This is a genomic window from Haloimpatiens myeolchijeotgali (assembly GCF_042688525.2).
Lineage (GTDB): Bacteria > Bacillota > Clostridia > Clostridiales > Clostridiaceae > Haloimpatiens.
On record NZ_JBHWAB010000001.1, the window covers coordinates 1,902,807 to 1,921,620 of the forward strand.

13 protein-coding genes are annotated in these 18,814 nt (G+C 26.3%); 7 read left to right on the forward strand and 6 right to left on the reverse strand.

Annotated features, from left to right (window positions below; translation table 11 throughout):
* Nucleotides 1–24: 24 nt before the first annotated feature.
* Nucleotides 25–1,749 (forward strand): ABC transporter ATP-binding protein, encoded by a 1,725-nt coding sequence (locus tag ACFIJ5_RS08520; protein WP_379806024.1) that lies wholly within the window; start codon nucleotides 25–27, stop codon nucleotides 1,747–1,749.
* Nucleotides 1,750–1,877: 128 nt separating this feature from the next.
* On the opposite strand, the gene ACFIJ5_RS08525 is transcribed toward ACFIJ5_RS08520, so the two are convergent.
* From ACFIJ5_RS08525 to ACFIJ5_RS08540, 4 genes are all read right to left on the reverse strand, one after another.
* Nucleotides 1,878–2,909 carry a calcium/sodium antiporter gene (locus ACFIJ5_RS08525; protein WP_379806026.1) on the reverse strand — a complete coding sequence of 344 codons (1,032 nt, stop codon included), beginning with the start codon at nucleotides 2,907–2,909 and terminating at the stop codon, nucleotides 1,878–1,880.
* A gap of 427 nt (nucleotides 2,910–3,336) precedes the next feature.
* The gene (locus ACFIJ5_RS08530) at nucleotides 3,337–4,722 is read right to left on the reverse strand and encodes a glycosyl hydrolase family 18 protein (RefSeq protein WP_379806028.1); all 1,386 of its coding nucleotides are present in this window, start codon (nucleotides 4,720–4,722) and stop codon (nucleotides 3,337–3,339) included.
* 325 nt (nucleotides 4,723–5,047) lie between these two features.
* The gene (locus tag ACFIJ5_RS08535; protein WP_379806030.1) at nucleotides 5,048–6,961 is read right to left on the reverse strand and encodes a DUF5050 domain-containing protein; all 1,914 of its coding nucleotides are present in this window, start codon (nucleotides 6,959–6,961) and stop codon (nucleotides 5,048–5,050) included.
* Nucleotides 6,916–7,497, reverse strand: a complete 582-nt coding sequence (locus tag ACFIJ5_RS08540) for a cell wall-binding repeat-containing protein (RefSeq protein ID WP_379806032.1) — start codon at nucleotides 7,495–7,497, stop codon at nucleotides 6,916–6,918. The genes ACFIJ5_RS08535 and ACFIJ5_RS08540 overlap by 46 nt, the downstream gene beginning before the upstream one ends.
* Nucleotides 7,498–7,716: 219 nt before the next feature.
* On the opposite strand from ACFIJ5_RS08540, the gene ACFIJ5_RS08545 reads away from it, so the two are divergent.
* Nucleotides 7,717–9,171 carry a DEAD/DEAH box helicase gene (locus tag ACFIJ5_RS08545; RefSeq protein ID WP_379806034.1) on the forward strand — a complete coding sequence of 485 codons (1,455 nt, stop codon included), beginning with the start codon at nucleotides 7,717–7,719 and terminating at the stop codon, nucleotides 9,169–9,171.
* A gap of 205 nt (nucleotides 9,172–9,376) precedes the next feature.
* Complete coding sequence (locus ACFIJ5_RS08550; protein WP_379806036.1) at nucleotides 9,377–9,784, forward strand: YjdF family protein; 408 nt, start codon at nucleotides 9,377–9,379, stop codon at nucleotides 9,782–9,784.
* Between the two features lie 79 nt (nucleotides 9,785–9,863).
* On the opposite strand, the gene ACFIJ5_RS08555 is transcribed toward ACFIJ5_RS08550, so the two are convergent.
* Together ACFIJ5_RS08555 and ACFIJ5_RS08560 are read right to left on the reverse strand one after the other, a co-directional pair.
* Nucleotides 9,864–10,229: a cytochrome b5 domain-containing protein gene (locus ACFIJ5_RS08555; RefSeq protein ID WP_379806038.1), complete on the reverse strand. Its 366-nt coding sequence runs from the start codon at nucleotides 10,227–10,229 to the stop codon at nucleotides 9,864–9,866.
* Entirely contained in the window at nucleotides 10,213–10,341 is a 129-nt protein-coding gene (locus ACFIJ5_RS08560; RefSeq protein WP_379806040.1) for a hypothetical protein, read from the reverse strand. Before ACFIJ5_RS08560 ends, ACFIJ5_RS08555 begins: the two co-directional genes overlap by 17 nt.
* A 236-nt stretch (nucleotides 10,342–10,577) precedes the next feature.
* On the opposite strand from ACFIJ5_RS08560, the gene ACFIJ5_RS08565 reads away from it, so the two are divergent.
* Genes ACFIJ5_RS08565 through ACFIJ5_RS08580 form a run of 4 tightly spaced genes read left to right on the forward strand, consistent with a single transcriptional unit; the run spans nucleotide 10,578 to nucleotide 18,340 of the window.
* A complete protein-coding gene (locus tag ACFIJ5_RS08565) occupies nucleotides 10,578–11,585 on the forward strand; it encodes a Wadjet anti-phage system protein JetD domain-containing protein (protein ID WP_379806042.1) in 1,008 nt (335 codons plus the stop codon).
* Nucleotides 11,586–11,606: 21 nt separating this feature from the next.
* Nucleotides 11,607–13,220 carry a hypothetical protein gene (locus ACFIJ5_RS08570; protein WP_379806044.1) on the forward strand — a complete coding sequence of 538 codons (1,614 nt, stop codon included), beginning with the start codon at nucleotides 11,607–11,609 and terminating at the stop codon, nucleotides 13,218–13,220.
* Between the two features lie 13 nt (nucleotides 13,221–13,233).
* Nucleotides 13,234–13,947, forward strand: coding sequence for a DUF6063 family protein (locus ACFIJ5_RS08575; protein ID WP_379806046.1), 714 nt, complete (start codon nucleotides 13,234–13,236; stop codon nucleotides 13,945–13,947).
* Complete coding sequence (locus ACFIJ5_RS08580; RefSeq protein ID WP_379806048.1) at nucleotides 13,937–18,340, forward strand: coiled-coil domain-containing protein; 4,404 nt, start codon at nucleotides 13,937–13,939, stop codon at nucleotides 18,338–18,340. The genes ACFIJ5_RS08575 and ACFIJ5_RS08580 overlap by 11 nt, the downstream gene beginning before the upstream one ends.
* Nucleotides 18,341–18,814 lie beyond the last annotated feature (474 nt).

Genomic DNA, 18,814 nt, shown 5'->3' on the forward strand with positions numbered 1-18,814 from the left:
TTTTTTAGAGAGGTGGCAATTATAATGAGAAAAGAAGTTGTTAAAGCGATGTCACTTATGAAAAAGAAAGTATGGGTTTATTTAAGTGCAGTGATATTAGATTCTATAACAGACTCATTTTGCTACAATATTGCAATAGCTTTTATTATGAAGGATATGTTAAATGCAATTGTATATAATAATAAAGCTTTATTTATTAGAGCTATGTATTTAGGAGTAGGGACTCTAGCAGTGGGAGTATTATTAGTCCCAATTTTTAAATACGTATGGAATAAAGTTTCTGCTGAAACTATAGTAGAGATTAAAGAGAAAATATTTAGAAATTTAAGTAAGTTACCTATATCATATTATGAAAAACATCATAGTGGTGAAATAATTACATTAGTAACTAATAATATAACCAAAATTGAAGCTTTATATAATCAAAATTTGGTTATGTTGATATTTGCCATAATTCATGGGTCTTTAGCTATAGGTTCAATGTTTTTTCTTGATTGGAAAATAGCTATAATTATATTACCTTTATGTGGAGTATCTATATATATAAATAAAAAGTTTATAAAACCAATTAGAAGTTTAAGTGAGGATATTCAGGATAAATTCATCTTTAATAATCAACAATTAACTAATATTTTAGCTTCAATGAAAATATCAAAGATGTTTAATCTTGATAAAGAATTATTTGATGATTATGCAAATAAAAATGAAGATATGTCAGTTCTTACATTAAAAAGAGTTAAAGTTACTGGGTTGATGGATTCATTAAATTATATTTACGATAAATTTAGATATGTTATTATAATTCTTATAGGTATATTATTGGTTGTAAAAGGAGTTACTAGTATTGGTACAATTATTGCTATGGTAAGTTTGCAAACTTATGCAAGTTATATGTTTACTAATATTGGTAATTTTATAACTGATACTCAAGATTCATTAGTAGGAGCAAATAAAATTTTTGACTTATTAAATGAAAAAAAGGAAGATTCAGTGTTAGAAAATAAAAATATTGAAATAATTGATAAGAATATTGCAATAAAAATGAGTAAAGTAAATTTTCAATATGAATTGGATAAGAAAGTATTAACAAATTTTAATTTATCAATAAAAAATGGAGAGAAAATAGCTTTAATTGGTTCAAGTGGTAGTGGAAAAAGTACAATTTCAAAATTAATTTTAAATTTATACAATATTAAAGATGGAAAAATATTTATATACGGCAACGATATAAAGAATATTAATTTATCTAAATTAAGAGAAATGATTTCATATGTATCACAAGATGCATATTTATTTAATGGAACTATAGAAGAAAATATTAGATGTGGAAATTTAAATTGTTCTATGGACGATATAGTAGAAGCAGCAAAAGAAGCAAAGGCTTATAACTTTATTATGGAACAGCCTGATGGTTTTCAAACACTAGTTGGAGAAAAAGCTGTTAATTTATCTGGTGGTCAAAAGCAAAGGGTGGCTATAGCAAGAGCATTTTTGAAAAATTCACCTATATTGATTTTAGATGAAGCTACATCTTCATTGGATTCTAAAACTGAGGATGAGATAAAAGAAGCATTAAATTTATTAATGGAAAACAAAACTGTAATTATGATTACTCATAGGTTAACTTCAATAGAAAATATGGACATTATTTATGTTTTAGATAAAGGACATATAGTTGAAAAAGGAAATCACCAGCAGCTTATTTTAAGGAATGGGCTTTATAAAAATATGTGTGAATTAGTTATCTAAATGAAACCTTGGCACATGGATTAATTTCTTTTATCAGAACAAAATAGTACAATAACATAATAAATAGCATGAGTTCTGTTAAATATAGAACTCATGCTATTTTTATCTTGGATAGTGCTATGTATAAATTACATTCCAAAATATGATAAAAGGATATATACTGAATAGATTGCAGTAAGGAATATACCTTCTTTTTTAGTTATAACGTGTCCTTTGTTCTTTGAAAAATGTCTAAATGATAAAAGAATAATAAGCATTACTGGTATTTGAAGCTTATAAAAATTTGTTGGAACTACAAGTCCTCCTTTAGTAACAGATGCAGCACTTCCAACTACAAATAAAACATTTAAAACATCGGCACCTACAATGTTTCCAATAGCAAGTTCTCCATGACCTTTCTTAACAGCAGTTATAGCTGTAATAAGTTCTGGAAGACTAGTACCAAAAGCAATTAAAGTAGCTGCTATGATACTTTGAGGTATTCCAATCCTTATAGCTGTTACTTCAACAGAAGGAATAAGAATTTTAGATGAAATTATAACGATAATTATTCCTAAAAACATCATAATAACTTGAAGAGCAATAGGTTTATTAGTTTTTTCTACAGCTACTTCTTCTTCTGTATTATCATCTTTGTTAGATTTAGAACTTTTTGCCCATTTAAATGATTTATAAAGATACATAGCTAATAAAACAAGAAAAATCCATCCCATCCATTGAGGAATTATTCCAATTCTTTTACCACCATTTGAAAAGAATGGAAGACATACAACAGATAATAAGATACCAGCTAGAACTTGAATTTTACCTTGTCTATTTATAGTATTTTGATCTACTGGTAGCTGTCCTATTATTGCAGCGAGTCCTATAATAAGACCAGTATCAGCTATAATAGAGCCAATAGCATTTCCAAGAGCCAAATCAGGATTGCCTTTCAATGCTGCAAAAACTGATACAGTAACTTCAGGTAATGTAGTTCCTAAAGATACAATAGTTGCACCAATAATTATTTTAGGAATACCCCATTGTACTGATAGACTAACAGCCTCATCTACAAGAAGATCGGCACCTTTACCTAAAGTGTATAATGATACACATATAATAAGTAATAAAACTATAGTAGGGAATGAATTAATGTAATTTAGTAATATTGAGTCCATGAATATTCTCCTTTTCGTTTTATTTTTATTTAAACAAATACTAATACTAAAATAAAAAGACACTACAATTAAGTTAAGTAAAAATAACTTAAATGTAGAGTCTCACTAAACAAAAAAATGTCACCAAAGCCGAGAAAAAAATTCCGTACTGACGACTTTGATACCTAAAAAAGGTAAGTTACTCCCTCTATAAGTAAAATTATATGTATTTAGATATAAAATGTCAATATACTTATACAAACTTATAGTTGAAGTGCTTTGTACTAATTTATTATTTAATTTAAAATCAACCTTTTGGTTGATTTTTTGTGGTTAAATTTTGTATTATGGTAAATGAAAAGAGGAGGTAGTAAACATGGAAAATTAGCTATGTTTTAAAACAGCATGAGTTCTATATTAAAGAGAACTCATGTTATTATCTTTTGTGTTATTTGTTAAATTTAGTATTTATTGTATCCCAATATGCCTTATTTTCGAGACCTAATCTCCATATAGCTATACCAGATAAGTCGTAATTATTTACAATATTTAATTTGTAACCAAGGCTTGTCTCATTTTCAAACCACACTGTATGATATACGCCGGCTGAATCAGTGTAATTAAAATAAGGTGTTTGAGAAGTTGAATCCCATTTTATTGTACTTCCGTAATCTGAAGCTAATTTATAAATTCCATTAATACTGTATGCTTTAGTACCATTCGATGACCAATCATAACCATAAGCAGCTGTGCCAAGAAGAATTTTTTCTTTTGGGATAACTGAAGTTGCATACTTTACTACATTTTCTACCCAATTAATCGAAGCTATAGGTCCTGGTGTTCCACCTGGGTAGTGCTCATCATAAGTCATAATTGCGACTGTATCAGCATATGCTGCGATTTTAGCATAGTCATAAGCTCCACTCCAAGAATTAGTAGAATTATCACTTGTTTTAGCAGGAACAGAAACTGCAATTAAAAATCCTTGAGGATGTAATTCAGAGTAAAGTTCACTTAAAAATGTTGTGTAGTAAGGTCTATCATAATAATAAACACCCTCTAGATCTATGTTGACACCTGCATAACTGTGTGTGTTTAATTCGGATAAAATGTTATTTATCAAAGCTTGTCTATTTTCAGCATTTTCTAAAAGAGTTTTAGCTACATTTCCATCAAAATTATTAGCTACCATAGCGAATGTTTTAATACCATTATTATTTGCATAGTTTATTTGTTCAGTTGGAACTAGTCCTGTAAGATTACCATAACCATCAGTAACATAATTGGCTGTAGCAATTTCATCAAGTGGTGAAGTGTTTGCAACCATGGAATTGTAGGAAGAACTATCCCCTGAGTAATAATAAGTTGTATAGCCTAATACAGTTTTTTTTGTATTTTCTACTGGATCAGTTGGTATTACTGGATCAGTTGGTATTATAGCATTAAGTGTAGAAACTTTTATATGAGTTGAATCTTTTGAAGTAGCAAATCGATTATATGCTTTGATATAATACCAATAATCTGTTTCGCTATTTAAATTTGTGTCAGTATAATTTGTGTTTGAAATAGTAGCTATTAGTGAATAGTTTGAATCATTTGGAGTAGATCTATATATTTTATAAACAGAAGCATTAGATACAGAAGACCAAGTTAAGGTTAAACTGTCTGTAGTAATATTAGAAGATATTAATCCTTGGGGAGCAGAAACATATTTTTTAGACGGTTTAGAAGAAGTAGAACGTTTTGGAGCTGCAAAAGCAAGTGAGTTAAGAAATAAAAACATAATGAATGTTATAGACAAACCTGTTGCGAAATATTTACGAATACTATTCATTGAAATCCCCCTTTTTATTTAGTGTGCTTTATATTATAAGATACAAATATATAGTTGTATATGAGTAATAATTGGGATACTAGTATCTTATCAAAAGGGTTGAAAATAATTAGTAATCAAAGTTAAAATTTAATTATTAGTTAAGTTTTGCATAGTATTTTTAATGTGAAAACTTAAAAATATATTTATACATCTCAATGATATATTTTTACAATTTTAGCTTATGCATATAATATGATTTTAAATTTTATGCCCCTCTGATATTAGGGGGGCATACTGTTAGTTATAATATTATAGTTAATTATTTAAAAAAGGTACTTTAAAATCAAGATTTATTTACAATATATGTCATCAATGTATATTCTCCTGTTTCAATTAAATCTCCATGTGGTGAAGATATTTTAAGATAACATGTACTACTTTGACCTGGAGGTATTTCTAATGAAAAGAACCCAATTCCTTTATAGTCAGCTTGTACACTATGAATAATATTACCATATTGGTCCAACAAAGATATTGTGGAATTACTTCCTATATTTGGAGAATTTAAAATTACATTAAAGTAATTTGTATTATATGAATCTTTAGGTATTGAAATTTTATAGTAATCTACGTCCCCTTTTTTGATGTTTCCAGTAATATCTATGGCATTACCTAAACCTATGGGAAGATTAATTTTATTAGCAGAGGAAAGTGTATTGTTTGATTCATTTTCATTTATTACAGTGTTTTTAAAAATCCAATCCATACTACCATCAAGTTTCATAGTAAAGTAAGTTTTATATTCTTCATTATAATAAAATATCAAATCACCAATTATGTGTACTGATTTACCCATATAATCAGAAAGTACTGTCTTATCAGAGCCATCGATACGCATCTTACATAATCTGATATCGTCAAGAGGGCTAATATAATAAATCCAACCATCATAAACATTTAAACTATGACCAACCTCTACAGGAAGTTCACTCTTTTCAGTACCATTAGTTTTTATTTTATAAAGATGATAATCAATATCTTCAGGTTTAAAATAATAAATCCAGTCATCTACTACATTAACAAAAAAAGAAGTGTCACTGCAAACTTTAGTTTTTTCACTACCATCAATTTTCATTTTATAAATTGAATTATTATCATTTTTGTTGGAATAGTATATGTAATTGTTAATTATATTTATGCAAGATGCGTTATCATCATTTAGTTTTATGTTATTAGAACCATCAGTTTTCATTTTGTAAAAATTACTTCCATTATTATTATAACTATAGTAAATCCAGTCACCTACAACAATAAATTCAGAAGTTGATTGGTCTATTAATTTTATTTTTGCAGATCCATCAAGATTCATTTTATATATTTTTCCGTCATCAGACATATTATGATAATAAATATGATTTTTTACAATATTAATATGGGAAGAATCATCACTGTTTAATTTAGTTAGATTAGTTCCATAGTTATCCATTCTATAAATATTATTATTATTTTTTACATCAGCAAAATATAGTTTTCCTTTATAGTATGCAAATTTCCCTCCATTTACTAGGTTTCCATTTATATTTCCTTTTTCTTCTGTAATTTTTAAAGTCATTTGAACTTTTCCTGTATAACCTTGTACAGTACCTTCAAAGTTATATGATCCAGCTTTGGAAGTATCTAAAGTAGTTGAATCCCATTTAACAGGTACAAGTTTTCTAGAAGAATCTTCAAAGGTTGCAAGTGCTGTAGTGGGGAAAACATAACTCGTATCTCCTATAAAACATAGGTCAGAAATATTATCAACTTCGGTAATATTCAAATATTTCATAGTGCTTTTTAAAGTATTTTCTACATTTGAACTTACTGCTCCAGTACCTCCAAATACATTTAATGTTTTAGTGTTTTGTGTTTTTAAGTAATCTGAAGTAGCTTCTGATAAATTAGTATCCATAAGTACTAAAGGAGCATTATACTTAGCAGCAAGTGTACTTCCAGAAAGAGCATCAGGAAAGTTTTTACCTGAGGCAGCGTACATGGAAGTCAAGTCTAGAGAGTTTTGAAATTCTTTAAGTACCTTTATATTTGTTTCATATCTATTCATACCACTTAAACGTTTAACGTTCTTAAGTGAATTTCTAATAGCAGTGCTAATAACACCGACACCACCAACTATGTAAGAATTAGTTATATTTTTGCCTTGCAAATATGAATTTACTTCTTGTGGTAAAGAATTTTTAGGAGATAATAAAATAGGCATGCTTTTTTTGCAGCAATAGGAGCAATACTTAATGCATCAGGGAAATTTTCACCAGAGGCTACTACAATCCCATTGCTTGTACCGATTTGTTCTGCAATCCTAACAGATGTTTCATATCTATTTTTACCTGCAAGTCTTATGCAATTTATTCCTAAACTTTTAAGTTTTTCTTCAATTTCGCTTGAAACAACACCAGTGCCTCCTATAATATATACATTTTTAGTTTTAAGTCTAGATAATTCGTTTATTGCAGAAGTATTGATATGGTCTTTTGCAGTAAGAATTATAGGAGCATTTTTAGCATTTGCTAATGGTGCAGCACAAAGTGCATCTGGGTAATCTTGTCCATTTGCTAGTACTACATTAGAGGATTCAGACCAACCATTTTTAACTATGGATATGTTTGTTTCATATCTGTTTATACCAGACAATCTGTTAATGAGAGGAGATTTTGCAAATACTTCATTTGAAAGTAAAAAAGAAGTAAATAATGTTGTACACAGAAATAAAAATTTTGAGAATTTGTTTTTAAACATTTTAGGCCTCCTTTTAAATGAAATTGTTAACATTAATTATAACAACTATTTTAAGGAGTAACTACAAGAAATATATTACAATAGAAAGGGTAGGTTAAGTAACTAAAAAATGTAAGAATAAAATTTTTAAGTTAATTATATATTTTTTTAGGGAAAAGTAATAAAATATATAGTGCAAAAGATAAATGAAAGAAAATATTTAAAGAAAGAGATGAAGAAATGATAAAAGAAAATTTTAATGATTACAAATTAAGTAATGAGATATTGAAAGCAATCAATATGTTAAATTTTAAAAATCCTACAAAGGTTCAAAAAAAAGTTATACCAGCTGTATTAAATCAAAAAGACATAATTGTGAAGTCTCAAACTGGAAGTGGAAAAACTGCAGCATATACTATTCCTATTTGTGAATTAGTGGATTGGTGTGAAAATAAACCTCAAGCACTAGTAGTTACACCAACAAGAGAACTTGCTATTCAAGTTAAAGAGGATGTTTTTAATATAGGGAGATTTAAACGGATTAAGGTATCTGCACTATACGGAAAGTCTTCTTTTGCTAAGCAAGAAAAAGAGCTTAAGCAAAAAACACACGTGGTAGTTGGAACACCAGGTCGTATTATAGATCATGTACAGAGAGGAACATTGGATACATCGAAAATAAAATATCTTATAGTAGATGAAGCTGATGAAATGCTTAATATGGGATTTATAGAACAAATAGAAACTATAATAAACAGATTATCAAAAGATAGAGTAACAGTATTGTTATCAGCTACAATGTCTAAGGATATAGAAAGTTTATGTACTAGATATATGAAAACTCCTATATCAATTGAAATAAAAGAACAAAATTCAGTATCAGATAGGATATGTCAAGAAAGATATACAGTAAGTAATAAAGATAAGATGGAACTTTTAAGAGATATAACCATAGTAGAAAATCCAGATAGTTGTATAATCTTTTGTAATACAAAACAAAAGGTAGAAGAAGTCTATGATAAACTATCAAGTCTTAAATATACTTGTAATAAAATCCATGGAGGAATGGAACAACGGGATAGATTAAGTGTAATGGACAGTTTTAGGCAAGGGTATTTTAGATATCTAGTAGCTACAGATGTGGCAGCTAGAGGGATAGATATAGATAATATTTCACTTGTAATAAATTATGATATACCACAAGAGAGAGAAAGTTATGTTCATAGAATAGGAAGAACTGGACGTATAAGAAAAAAAGGAAGAGCAATTACTTTTGTAACACAAAATGAGAGTAAATTTTTAAATGATATACATAAGTATATAGGAAAAGAAATTTTGTTAAAAGAAAGACCAGACAAAGAGACTGTAAATAATTGCAAAGAAAAGTTTATAGAAAAATTAAACACTACACCTAAAATCAAAGAAGTAAAAGGTGATAAATTAAGTAAAGAAATCATAAAATTACATATTAATGCAGGTAAGAAAACAAAGATGAGACCAGTGGATATTGTAGGTACACTTTGTAATATTAAAGGTATGACAGCAGAAGATATAGGTATTATTAGCATACTGGATATATCTACTTTTGTAGAAATATTAAATAATAAAGGGCAGTTAGTTTATGAAGCATTACAAACTAAACCTATTAAAGGCAGACTCCGTAAGGTAAGCAAAGTAATTTATAATGATAAATAATATCATATTTATTTATAGTTTCAATATATAAAAAAGTTTGGTATAATTTTCGTATAAGAGATAATAATACAATATTAATTAAAATTAGTAGCTTTGAGATAAAAACACAATTCGGTTGGTAGTCCGAATGCGGTTTATCCGTAAGTAACCTGCCCTCCTGGGGTTGTCCATTCTCTGTTCAAGCTTTACAACAGGAGGAGAAAAAATGATAAAGTTAACAGTATTTTTTGATGATCCATTTTGGATAGGTGTTTTTGAAAAAGTTGAGGATGACAAAATTGAAATATGTAGGGTAGTTTTTGGACAAGAACCTAAAGATTGTGAAATATATGAGTTTGTTCTAAAAAACTATAATAATCTTAAATTTAGTAAGCCATTATCAATTGATGAGAAACCTAAGAAAAAAGTTAATCCTAAAAGGATGCAAAGAAAAATACGAGAAAAATTAAAAGAAAAGGGTATAGGTACAAAGGCACAACAGGCAATAAAACTTGATTATGAAAATAAAAAAAAGGAAAGAAAAATATTATCAAAAGAAAGACGTGAAAAAGAAAAGCAATTGAAATTTGAAAAAAAACAGGAAAAGAAAAAGCAGAAAAAAAGAGGACATTAATTGTGAAAGCACTTTAGTAATAAAAAATACTCTAAAGTGCTTTTTCTGTATGACAAGTATCATATCTAAATAAAGCTATTTAGTCTATTACTTTTCCCACTACTTTTGCATCTTCTAATACCTTTAAACCATGAGGGGATCTATTCATTTCGCTAGTAAAATCTCGACCAGCATTATGTCCATAATGTTTTCCATTTTTCCACTGAGGCATATCAGATACATCATATACGATTTTATTAACTATGGCATACATAGGTTTCCCATTTTTACCATTATATTGAGCTACTTCTGCTTTGGTGAATTCTTTTAAAGGTACTTCATTTTTGTTTTTTTCATCAATTTCAGTTCTTTCTTTAGGAGCTATTTGTTTTTCATCTTCTGTTTCTTTTTTAGATGGTATTTCTTCCTTTAATTTTGGTTCTTCTGTTTTAGCTTTTTTCTTCAATTTTAGGATCTTTAGATGTACTATTTAGTTTTTCATTAGTACATCCAGTAGTAAAACCTAAGAACGATACTAAAAAAATAAGTAAAATACAAATTGTAATTTTTTTATTCATGATTTTCATCTCCTATAAAAGTTCTATTATTTTATAATGTAGTCTTTTTAGGTATTTTTATTCTCAATAATAGCAATTTTAATCATATGACATTATATTTTTATAGAGTTTTATGTTAGAGCCCAGAAGGCAGTATTTTTTTACTGGGAAAATTGAGTTATAATAAATAATGTAAACAAATAGTTATGGAATTAATAAGGATGTTATTATGAATAATTGAGATAAGGAGCTTTAAAGTGAAAGATTTAAGAAATTTAAGTAAAAAAAGAATAGAACTACATGAGATACAAAAATATCTAAATGTAAAAGATTATTTAGAGTTAGTGAAAATAATAACTACATTAATTAATGATGGAGTATTAAAACCTATAAAAAGAAGTAAATTAAATGGAAAAAAGCCAGCATTACATAATAGGTATAGTATTATACAAGAAGACGAGGATAATTCAAAATATGTAGAGGAACTTTCCTATGGATTAAATATTAGATTAGATAAAACTTATTATATGAAAAATATTGAAAAATATAAGAAAGATAGAGCTTTTGTTCTAGCACTTAGTAAATTTCTAGATGAAAAAATAGAACTTTTAAAAACACAAACCTCTGTTAATGAAAGAAGTTTTCAAATTTGGGGAAGAGAAAAATTTTTAGGAAAAGAAGGCGGAAGGCGAATTCTTAAAAATCTTAATTTGAAAGAAGCATTTCTAAATATATACTATACCACAGAACCACTTGCATATTATTCTTATCACAAAAATTCACCACAGAAAATATTAATTATTGAAAATAAGGATACGTTTTATAGTATGAGAATGAAACTTATTAAATATGGAGGCACCATATTTGGAGAAGAAATTGCTACATTAATATATGGTGGTGGGAAAAATATTTATAAAACTTTTAAAGACTTTGAATTTTGTGTAGAACCTTATCTTTTAGATAAAAGTAATGAGATCTTATATCTTGGTGATTTAGATTATGAAGGTATAATAATTTATGAAGGAGTACATGAAATTTTCAAAGATAATTTTACAATAAAACCATTTGTAAAAGGTTATGAATCTATGATAGATAAGTATATTAAGGAAAAATTTGTTTTGCCGAATACCAAAATTGGTCAGAATAGGAATATAGGTGAATTATTTATAAGAGAGTTTTCAAAAGAGTATAGAAAAAACATAATGAATATATTGGAAAGTGATAAATATATACCTCAAGAGATATTAAATATTTCTGATTTTTAGAAAGCGTGGAGGAAATTTAAGATGAAAGTTGATTTTCTTAAGAACTTTGATATAAGAATGAAGAAAGTTGGAGCTTATGCTTTAATTTGCAAAAATAGTATGTTCAAAAATACATGGAAAAATTATGGGTTTGATGAATCCTATGAATATATAAATTTAATTTTTTCAGTTATGTTGTATATAATGGAACAGTCACTGAAAGATGAATATTGTACTATAGACAGTATAAGTGGCTTTATTGATGATATAAATATGAGATATTTTAAAAAATCTTTAAGTTTTGAACAGTGCAGGGAACTTGGAGAGTTTATCGTTAATACTGTACTTTGTGATGAAGGAAGAGCCATGTATTTCAAGGGATTTAATTTTGAAGATGAAGAGTATAAGGATATATATATAAGTTTTGTTGGAAATAAGATAGTTTATATTGATGATGCGGTTAGAAGGACATCTTATTATTTAACAGATGATGGGTATTCTCTTATATTATCAACTCTAGAGATTGAAAACAATATGAAATTAACAATACAGGAAATGATTTTTAAACTTCACATTGATAAAGCAAGTTATGATAAAGCTGTAGATGATATGAAAAATATATTTAATCTTCTTAGAATACAGCTTCAAAAGATGCAGGAGGCAATAAGAAGAATAAGGCAAAACGCTTTAAATTATTCAGCAAAGGAATATAGAAAATTATTAGAAGAAAATATGTCATCACTAAATGAAACAAGAACAAAATTTAATGATTACAGAAAGATGGTTAATGATAGAATAATTGAACTTAAAGAGCAGGATATTAATGTAAAAAAATTAGATAAAAAGGAGCTAGAAAACTTAAAATTTTTAGGAATTATAGAAAAGTATTTAGGAAGGGCCATTGAAGAGCAGCAAAAGATATTAAATACTCATTTTGACTTTAAAAGTATTTATTCAAAGGAACTTGAAGAGATGACTTCAATGTCTATTATAAAGAGATTTAATATTAATACAGATATATATGATAAAGTCATAGAAAACAGTTCAAATTTAGAAAATATAGATTATATTTTAACACCTTTATATAGAGCGCCTATTAATAAATTTTATAATATTAATAAATGTTTGCAATATCAAAAAACTATAAAAGCAAAAGAGCTAGAAGCTGATGAAGAAATATCTTTTGAAGAAGCAACATGGCTTAAAGAAAAAGAAGAGAAAGAAAGACTTAAACTAAAAAAATATGAAGATTCAATAAAAATAATTTTAAATTATGCATGTGAAAAAAATGAAATATCTTTAAAAAAAATATCCCATAAGATTAAAGAAAATGATGATCTTAGACAAGTTTTAATTCCAACTGTTGAAATTTTTAGAGAAATAATAATTGAGATGTTAAAATGCAAGGACATAGATATAGAAGAACTTAAAAAAGAAAAAGAATCAGTTATAACGGAAAAGGGTCAACTTCAATTTCAATTAAATGAAACTATATTGAAATTGGTATCAGAATCTATAGAGTTAAGTAATTTAAAACATATATACATATCAAAAATATTTAACAATGAAAAAATTAGATTTAATGGACTTAAAAGTGAAAATGGAATAGTAAAAACAGTAATATGTTCTGATGTGCTTTTTAAAATAGAAAGATAGAGAGGGAAAACTTATGTATACTATTGAAGATATAAATTCCAGTGATAAGATATTTTATTATTTATTACAAAATGGACAGCTCTCAGAAGATAAGGAAAGAGAGTTATACAGGATGTATTCAGAAAGTGAAGAAATAATGAATTTAGTAAAAAAATTAGGTGAAAATTGTAGATGTAGAGTAGAAAAATATAGTGGAGTTATATATATCATACCATACGAGGATAATGATTTTTTAGGTTATTCTAAAGGAGAATTAAAAAAATTACTTTGTAAATCTAATTGTAATGATAAGGATTATTATTTATCACAGTTTGTTATTTTAACGTTACTTGTAGAGTTTTATTCGTCACAAGGAAAATCCAGTAAGTGTAGAGATTTTATAAAAAGTGGAGAATTTTTAAATATAATAAGTGCTAGATTAAAACAAGGTGTAGAAAAGGAAAATTTAGAAGAATTTCAAGATAGAACGGGTATTGCGTATACTAATATATTAGAGCGTTGGGAAGCTTTAAGAAGTTCTGACAAGCAAACTAAGGCAAAGACTACCAAGGAAGGATTTATATATACAATACTTAATTTTTTAGAAAAACAAGGACTTATTAATTATATTGAAGCAGATGATATGATAATAACAACTTCTAAACTGGATAATTTTATGGATTGGAATATATTAAATAAAAACAACTATGAAAGAGTAGTAAAAGCGCTGGGAGATGATGAAAATTAGTAAAATTAATGCTTTTAGAATAGTAAATTTAAATTATAATAACAATTCTATGAAAGTGGATGATGAAATATTTGAGTTAGGAGGGGAAAGCACTCTTTTGTCTCTTAGAAATGGTGGAGGAAAGTCTGTAATGGTTCAAATACTTATGGCTCCATTTGTAAATAAAAGATATAGAGATTTAAAAGATAGACCTTTTAAAGGATATTTTAAATCACCTTCTCCTACGTATATTTTAGTTGAATGGGCTTTAGATGGAGGAGCAGGATGTATATTAACAGGCATGATGGTTAGAAAAAAGAGTGTACATTCTGATGATGATTCAGAAGATGAATTGGATATCATAAATTTCATATATGAATATGGCAAAGATAATAAGTATGATATTCGTAATTTTCCATTAGTAGAAGAGAAAGAAAAAATTAAAAGAATAAAGAGTTATACTAGTGCAAAATCTCTATTTGAACATTTAAAAAAGGATACAAGTACAACATTTAATTATTTTGATATGTCAGTATCATCACAGATTAGAAATTATTTTAATAATTTGCAGGAATATAAAATAAATCATAAAGAGTGGGAAAGTATAATTAAAAAGATTAATATGAGGGAATCAGGATTATCAGAATTATTTCAAGATGCAAAGAATGTAAATGGTCTTGTAGAAAAATGGTTTATTAAAACTGTAGAAGATAAATTAAATAGAGAAGAAAATAAGGTTAAAAATTTTGGAGAAATAATTAGAAAGTACATATATCAGTATAGAGATAATCAATCTAAAATAGAAAAAAAAGAGTCTATAAAGGAGTTTGAAATTTGCGCCAACGATATATTAAAATCTGCAAAAGATTTTTTAGAGTCTAAAAATAATAGTGAAGGTTTAAAAAATAAAATATCAAATCTTATTAAATTTTTAGAGAATAATTTAAGTTTAGAAGAAAAGAAAAGAGAAGAATTTTATAATATAATTTTGGATATAGAAAATGCCATTTCAGAAATTAAATATGAAGAAACTTCCCTTAAAGTATATGAGCTTAAAGATGAAGCTGCAGATTTAATAAAAAAGAAAGAAGAAAAAGAAGATAACCTTTCTTTAGTCAGTAATGATATAGAAGTATTTGAAAAGAAAAAGCATATATTAGAATGTGCTAAGATATATGCAGAGTATGTTAAGGCTTCAAAAGATGTTCAAAAATATGAAAATCAAATAGAAATATTAAATGAAGAAAATAAAGATTTAGAGCCTGAAAGGCAAGATATTGGTTTTACATTAAGAAAGTATTATGAATCGAAAGACAAGGAAATTTGCAGCAGTATAAAGATAAATGAAGGGAATATAAAAAATTTAAGGGTAGATATAGAAAAGATTAAGAAGGGAATAGAGGAAATAAATAAAAAGCTTCAAGAAAATAGTATAGTTAATGGAAAGCTGCAAAATAATATTGAATCTTTCTCAAGAAAAGAAGATGACTTTAACAAAAGATATAATAAAAATTGTGCCAGAAGTATTACAGGATATTATGCTGAAAATTTCATACATAGTACATTATTAGAATATGAAGATTATTTAAAGAAAAAAGAGAAAATGGTTATTGAAAAGAAGAAACTTTATGAAGAAAAATTACTAGAAATTAAAAGAATGGAAAGACAAAGGGAAGACTTTGTAAAAGAAACAAGTAGTATTAATAATGAATTTAATAATATGAGAAAACAGCAAAGATTATTTAAAGAGGAAATAGAAAATAGAAAAAAGATTATAAAATATGTAAATATAGAAGAAGATAAGCTATTTAATAGTGAATACATAATAAATGAGTTCATAAGTAAAATTAAATATTTAAAAGAAGAAGAAAATAAATTGAGAACTAAATTAGATAAAGCAAAGGATGAAAAGAGGAAGCTTCAAACAGGAAGAACTTTAGAAATACCAAAAGAGATGGAAAATAAACTTAGACTTAAAGATATAAATATAATATATGGTATTGATTGGCTTAAAAAGAATAACTATAGTGAAGAGCAAAATATAAAGTTAATAGAAAACAATCCATTTCTTCCGTATTGTTTAATAATGGAAAAAGAAGATTTAATTAAATTTAAAAAGGAAGATTTGGGTTTATTCACATCATATCCTATTCCTATAATTCAAAGGGATAGTTTAACTTCGAAAATTAATAAAAAAATGAATTCATTATGTTCTTTAGATGAAATTACTTTTTATGTAGCATTTAATAATAAATTAATTAACGAAGATGAATTGAAAAATCTGTTATGTGAAAAAGAAAGAGATATAAATGCTCTAGAAGAATCACTAGATATTAAGAAAAAAGAAATTGAATTTTATGATGATAAGAAGAATATAATACGATTTTCTAAGTTAAATAAGAAATCTTATGAAAAATTGCAGAAAGATATTATTTTAAAAGAGGAAGAATTAAAAACAAAAGAAAGTGAATTAGAAAAACTTAGAGAAAATATAAAGGATACAAATATTTTAATAGATAAAACAGCAAAATTTATAAGGACTAAAGAAAATGAATTATCAGTATTTAGAAGAGAAATAGAGGATTTTAATATACTAGTTAAAAATTATGAAATATACACTTTAGATAAGGAAAAATTAAATATTATCACAAAAGATATAGAAGAACTAAATAGAAGTAAAAATAATAAAGAAAAGGAATTAATAAATCTAGAGAAAACACTAATAAATTTTGAAGATGCAAATAGAGATTTAAAAGAAAATATGAGAAAAAATAGGGAAAGATTAAATAAATATATGCAGCACAATGAAGGAAATATTATACAAAAGGATATTGAAGATTTAGAAGCTAGATATATTAGTTTATCAAAAAAAATTTCTTCAGACATAGATTTATTAGAGGAAAATCTGAAAGATGCTAATGAAAGATTAAAAATAAAAGAAGAAGATTTAATATTTAAAGGGGAAGAATATGAGTTAAATGAAAATGAATATAGAGATGTAAATTATGATAGATTTATGGAAGAAGAGATAAGAAGGAAAATAAGTATAAGTGTACATGGAAAGGAGAACTTGAAAAATAACATAAATAAACTTGAAATAAACTTAGTAAAAATAAAAAGTGATATAGAAAATTTATATGAAAAAATTAAAGAGAATTTTAATAAAGATATTCCCAAACAAAGGCAAGATATAATAAACAAAGATTTTAGTAAAAGGATATTTGAAAAGAAATGTGAATTGGAAAATTTTAAAAAAGAAAAAGATAGATGTGAGATTATTATAGATAAAATTAAAAGAAATTTATCTAATTTAGAAGAATTTAAGGATTTTGATATAACAGAAGAAATTAAGATAGACGTTTCATTCCAAGATTTAAACAAATACAGAGGTGAACTTCAGAGAGATTATAGAAATTCTTTAGATGAGGAATCAAAAAAGAGAGTAGTTTTGAGTAATGAAATTAATAGAGTAGCAAGAAAACCTATGTTTTTAAATGATGATTTCTTTAAAAAATCATTAGAAACAATTGAAAGGGTTGTGAATGAGCCAAATGTGGTTATAGAAAATTTAACTATAACGTTAGAGGCGCACAAAGCATTAATGGAAAAGCTTCAGGCGGATATTGATGTAATTACAAAGGAAAAGGAAAATGTATGCCAAAGCATTTATGAATATATATTGGAAGTACATAGTAATATAGGTCAAATTGACAATAATTCCTCTATAAAAATAAGAGATAAGTATATAAAAATGCTTAATATAAAATTACCTGATTGGGAATCTAATACTGAACTCTATAAAATAAGAGTTAATGATTTTATAGATTCTCTTACAATGAAAGCTATTGAAAGACTACAAAATAATGAAAATATAGAAGAATTGATATCTAAAAATATTAATACTAGAGATTTATATAATGAAGTTGTATCTATAAGCAATATAGATGTGAAGCTTTATAAAATAGAGGAAGATAAACAAATTCAAATAAGCTGGGATGCAGTTGCACAAAATTCGGGGGGAGAAGGTTTTCTTTCAGCGTTTGTTATATTATCAAGCTTATTATCTTATATGAGAAGAGATGAAACGGATATATTTGCAGGTAGTGAAGATGGTAAAGTTATTATAATGGATAATCCATTTGCTCAGACAAGTTCAGAACACTTATTAAAACCACTTATGGATATAGCTAAAAAGAGTAATACTCAACTTATTTGTTTGTCTGGATTAGGAGGAGATTCTATATATAATAGATTTGATAATATATATGTACTTAATCTTATGCCGTCAAAACTTAAAAGTGGATTGAAGTATTTAAAATCTGATCATGTAAAAGGTGAAGAAATTGTAGAAAAACTTGTATCTTCTAGGTTTAAAATAGAAGAAACGGTTGTAGAGCAAATGGAACTTTTTTAGATTTTAAGATACAAAAGCACTGGTACATTGTATTTTACAAATAACTGGTGCTTTTATTTATTATTAATTCAACTTTTGCAGTAAAAAAATACTGTCTAGCGAAGGGAAATGATATCTTGCGTAAGAAACATTTGAACAAAGTTTACAAGTTCTTAGCTTTACGAATTTGAAAAAAGTTATTTTTTAATTACTGATTCCTACGGAATATTAATTAAAAAATCTTTTTTCAATATGAGTAAAGCTTAGAACTTGTTACTGAAGTGAAAGGTTTCTAAGCAAGATATCATTTCCTGTAGCGGCTGTTTTTTACCTGTGAAAGTTGAGTTATTAAGAAAAACATAAATTTTTTAAAAAAAATTATTGGTTTAAAGTTAAGTAAATTTAGAGAGTGATAAGTTTATGTAAAATTATAACGTAAGGATGACGTATTAAAATTAGGTATATTTGTGTTACTGTTCATATATTTACATTATA

Coding starts and splice junctions, on each gene's coding strand:
- ACFIJ5_RS08545 (WP_379806034.1), top strand. CDS start 7,717: ATGATAAAAGAAAATTTTAATGATTACAAATTAAGTAATGAGATATTG.
- ACFIJ5_RS08570 (WP_379806044.1), top strand. CDS start 11,607: ATGAAAGTTGATTTTCTTAAGAACTTTGATATAAGAATGAAGAAAGTT.
- ACFIJ5_RS08530 (WP_379806028.1), bottom strand. CDS start 4,722: ATGAATAGTATTCGTAAATATTTCGCAACAGGTTTGTCTATAACATTC.
- ACFIJ5_RS08535 (WP_379806030.1), bottom strand. CDS start 6,961: ATGCCTATTTTATTATCTCCTAAAAATTCTTTACCACAAGAAGTAAAT.
- ACFIJ5_RS08560 (WP_379806040.1), bottom strand. CDS start 10,341: ATGAATAAAAAAATTACAATTTGTATTTTACTTATTTTTTTAGTATCG.
- ACFIJ5_RS08550 (WP_379806036.1), top strand. CDS start 9,377: ATGATAAAGTTAACAGTATTTTTTGATGATCCATTTTGGATAGGTGTT.
- ACFIJ5_RS08575 (WP_379806046.1), top strand. CDS start 13,234: ATGTATACTATTGAAGATATAAATTCCAGTGATAAGATATTTTATTAT.
- ACFIJ5_RS08580 (WP_379806048.1), top strand. CDS start 13,937: ATGAAAATTAGTAAAATTAATGCTTTTAGAATAGTAAATTTAAATTAT.
- ACFIJ5_RS08525 (WP_379806026.1), bottom strand. CDS start 2,909: ATGGACTCAATATTACTAAATTACATTAATTCATTCCCTACTATAGTT.
- ACFIJ5_RS08520 (WP_379806024.1), top strand. CDS start 25: ATGAGAAAAGAAGTTGTTAAAGCGATGTCACTTATGAAAAAGAAAGTA.
- ACFIJ5_RS08540 (WP_379806032.1), bottom strand. CDS start 7,497: ATGTTTAAAAACAAATTCTCAAAATTTTTATTTCTGTGTACAACATTA.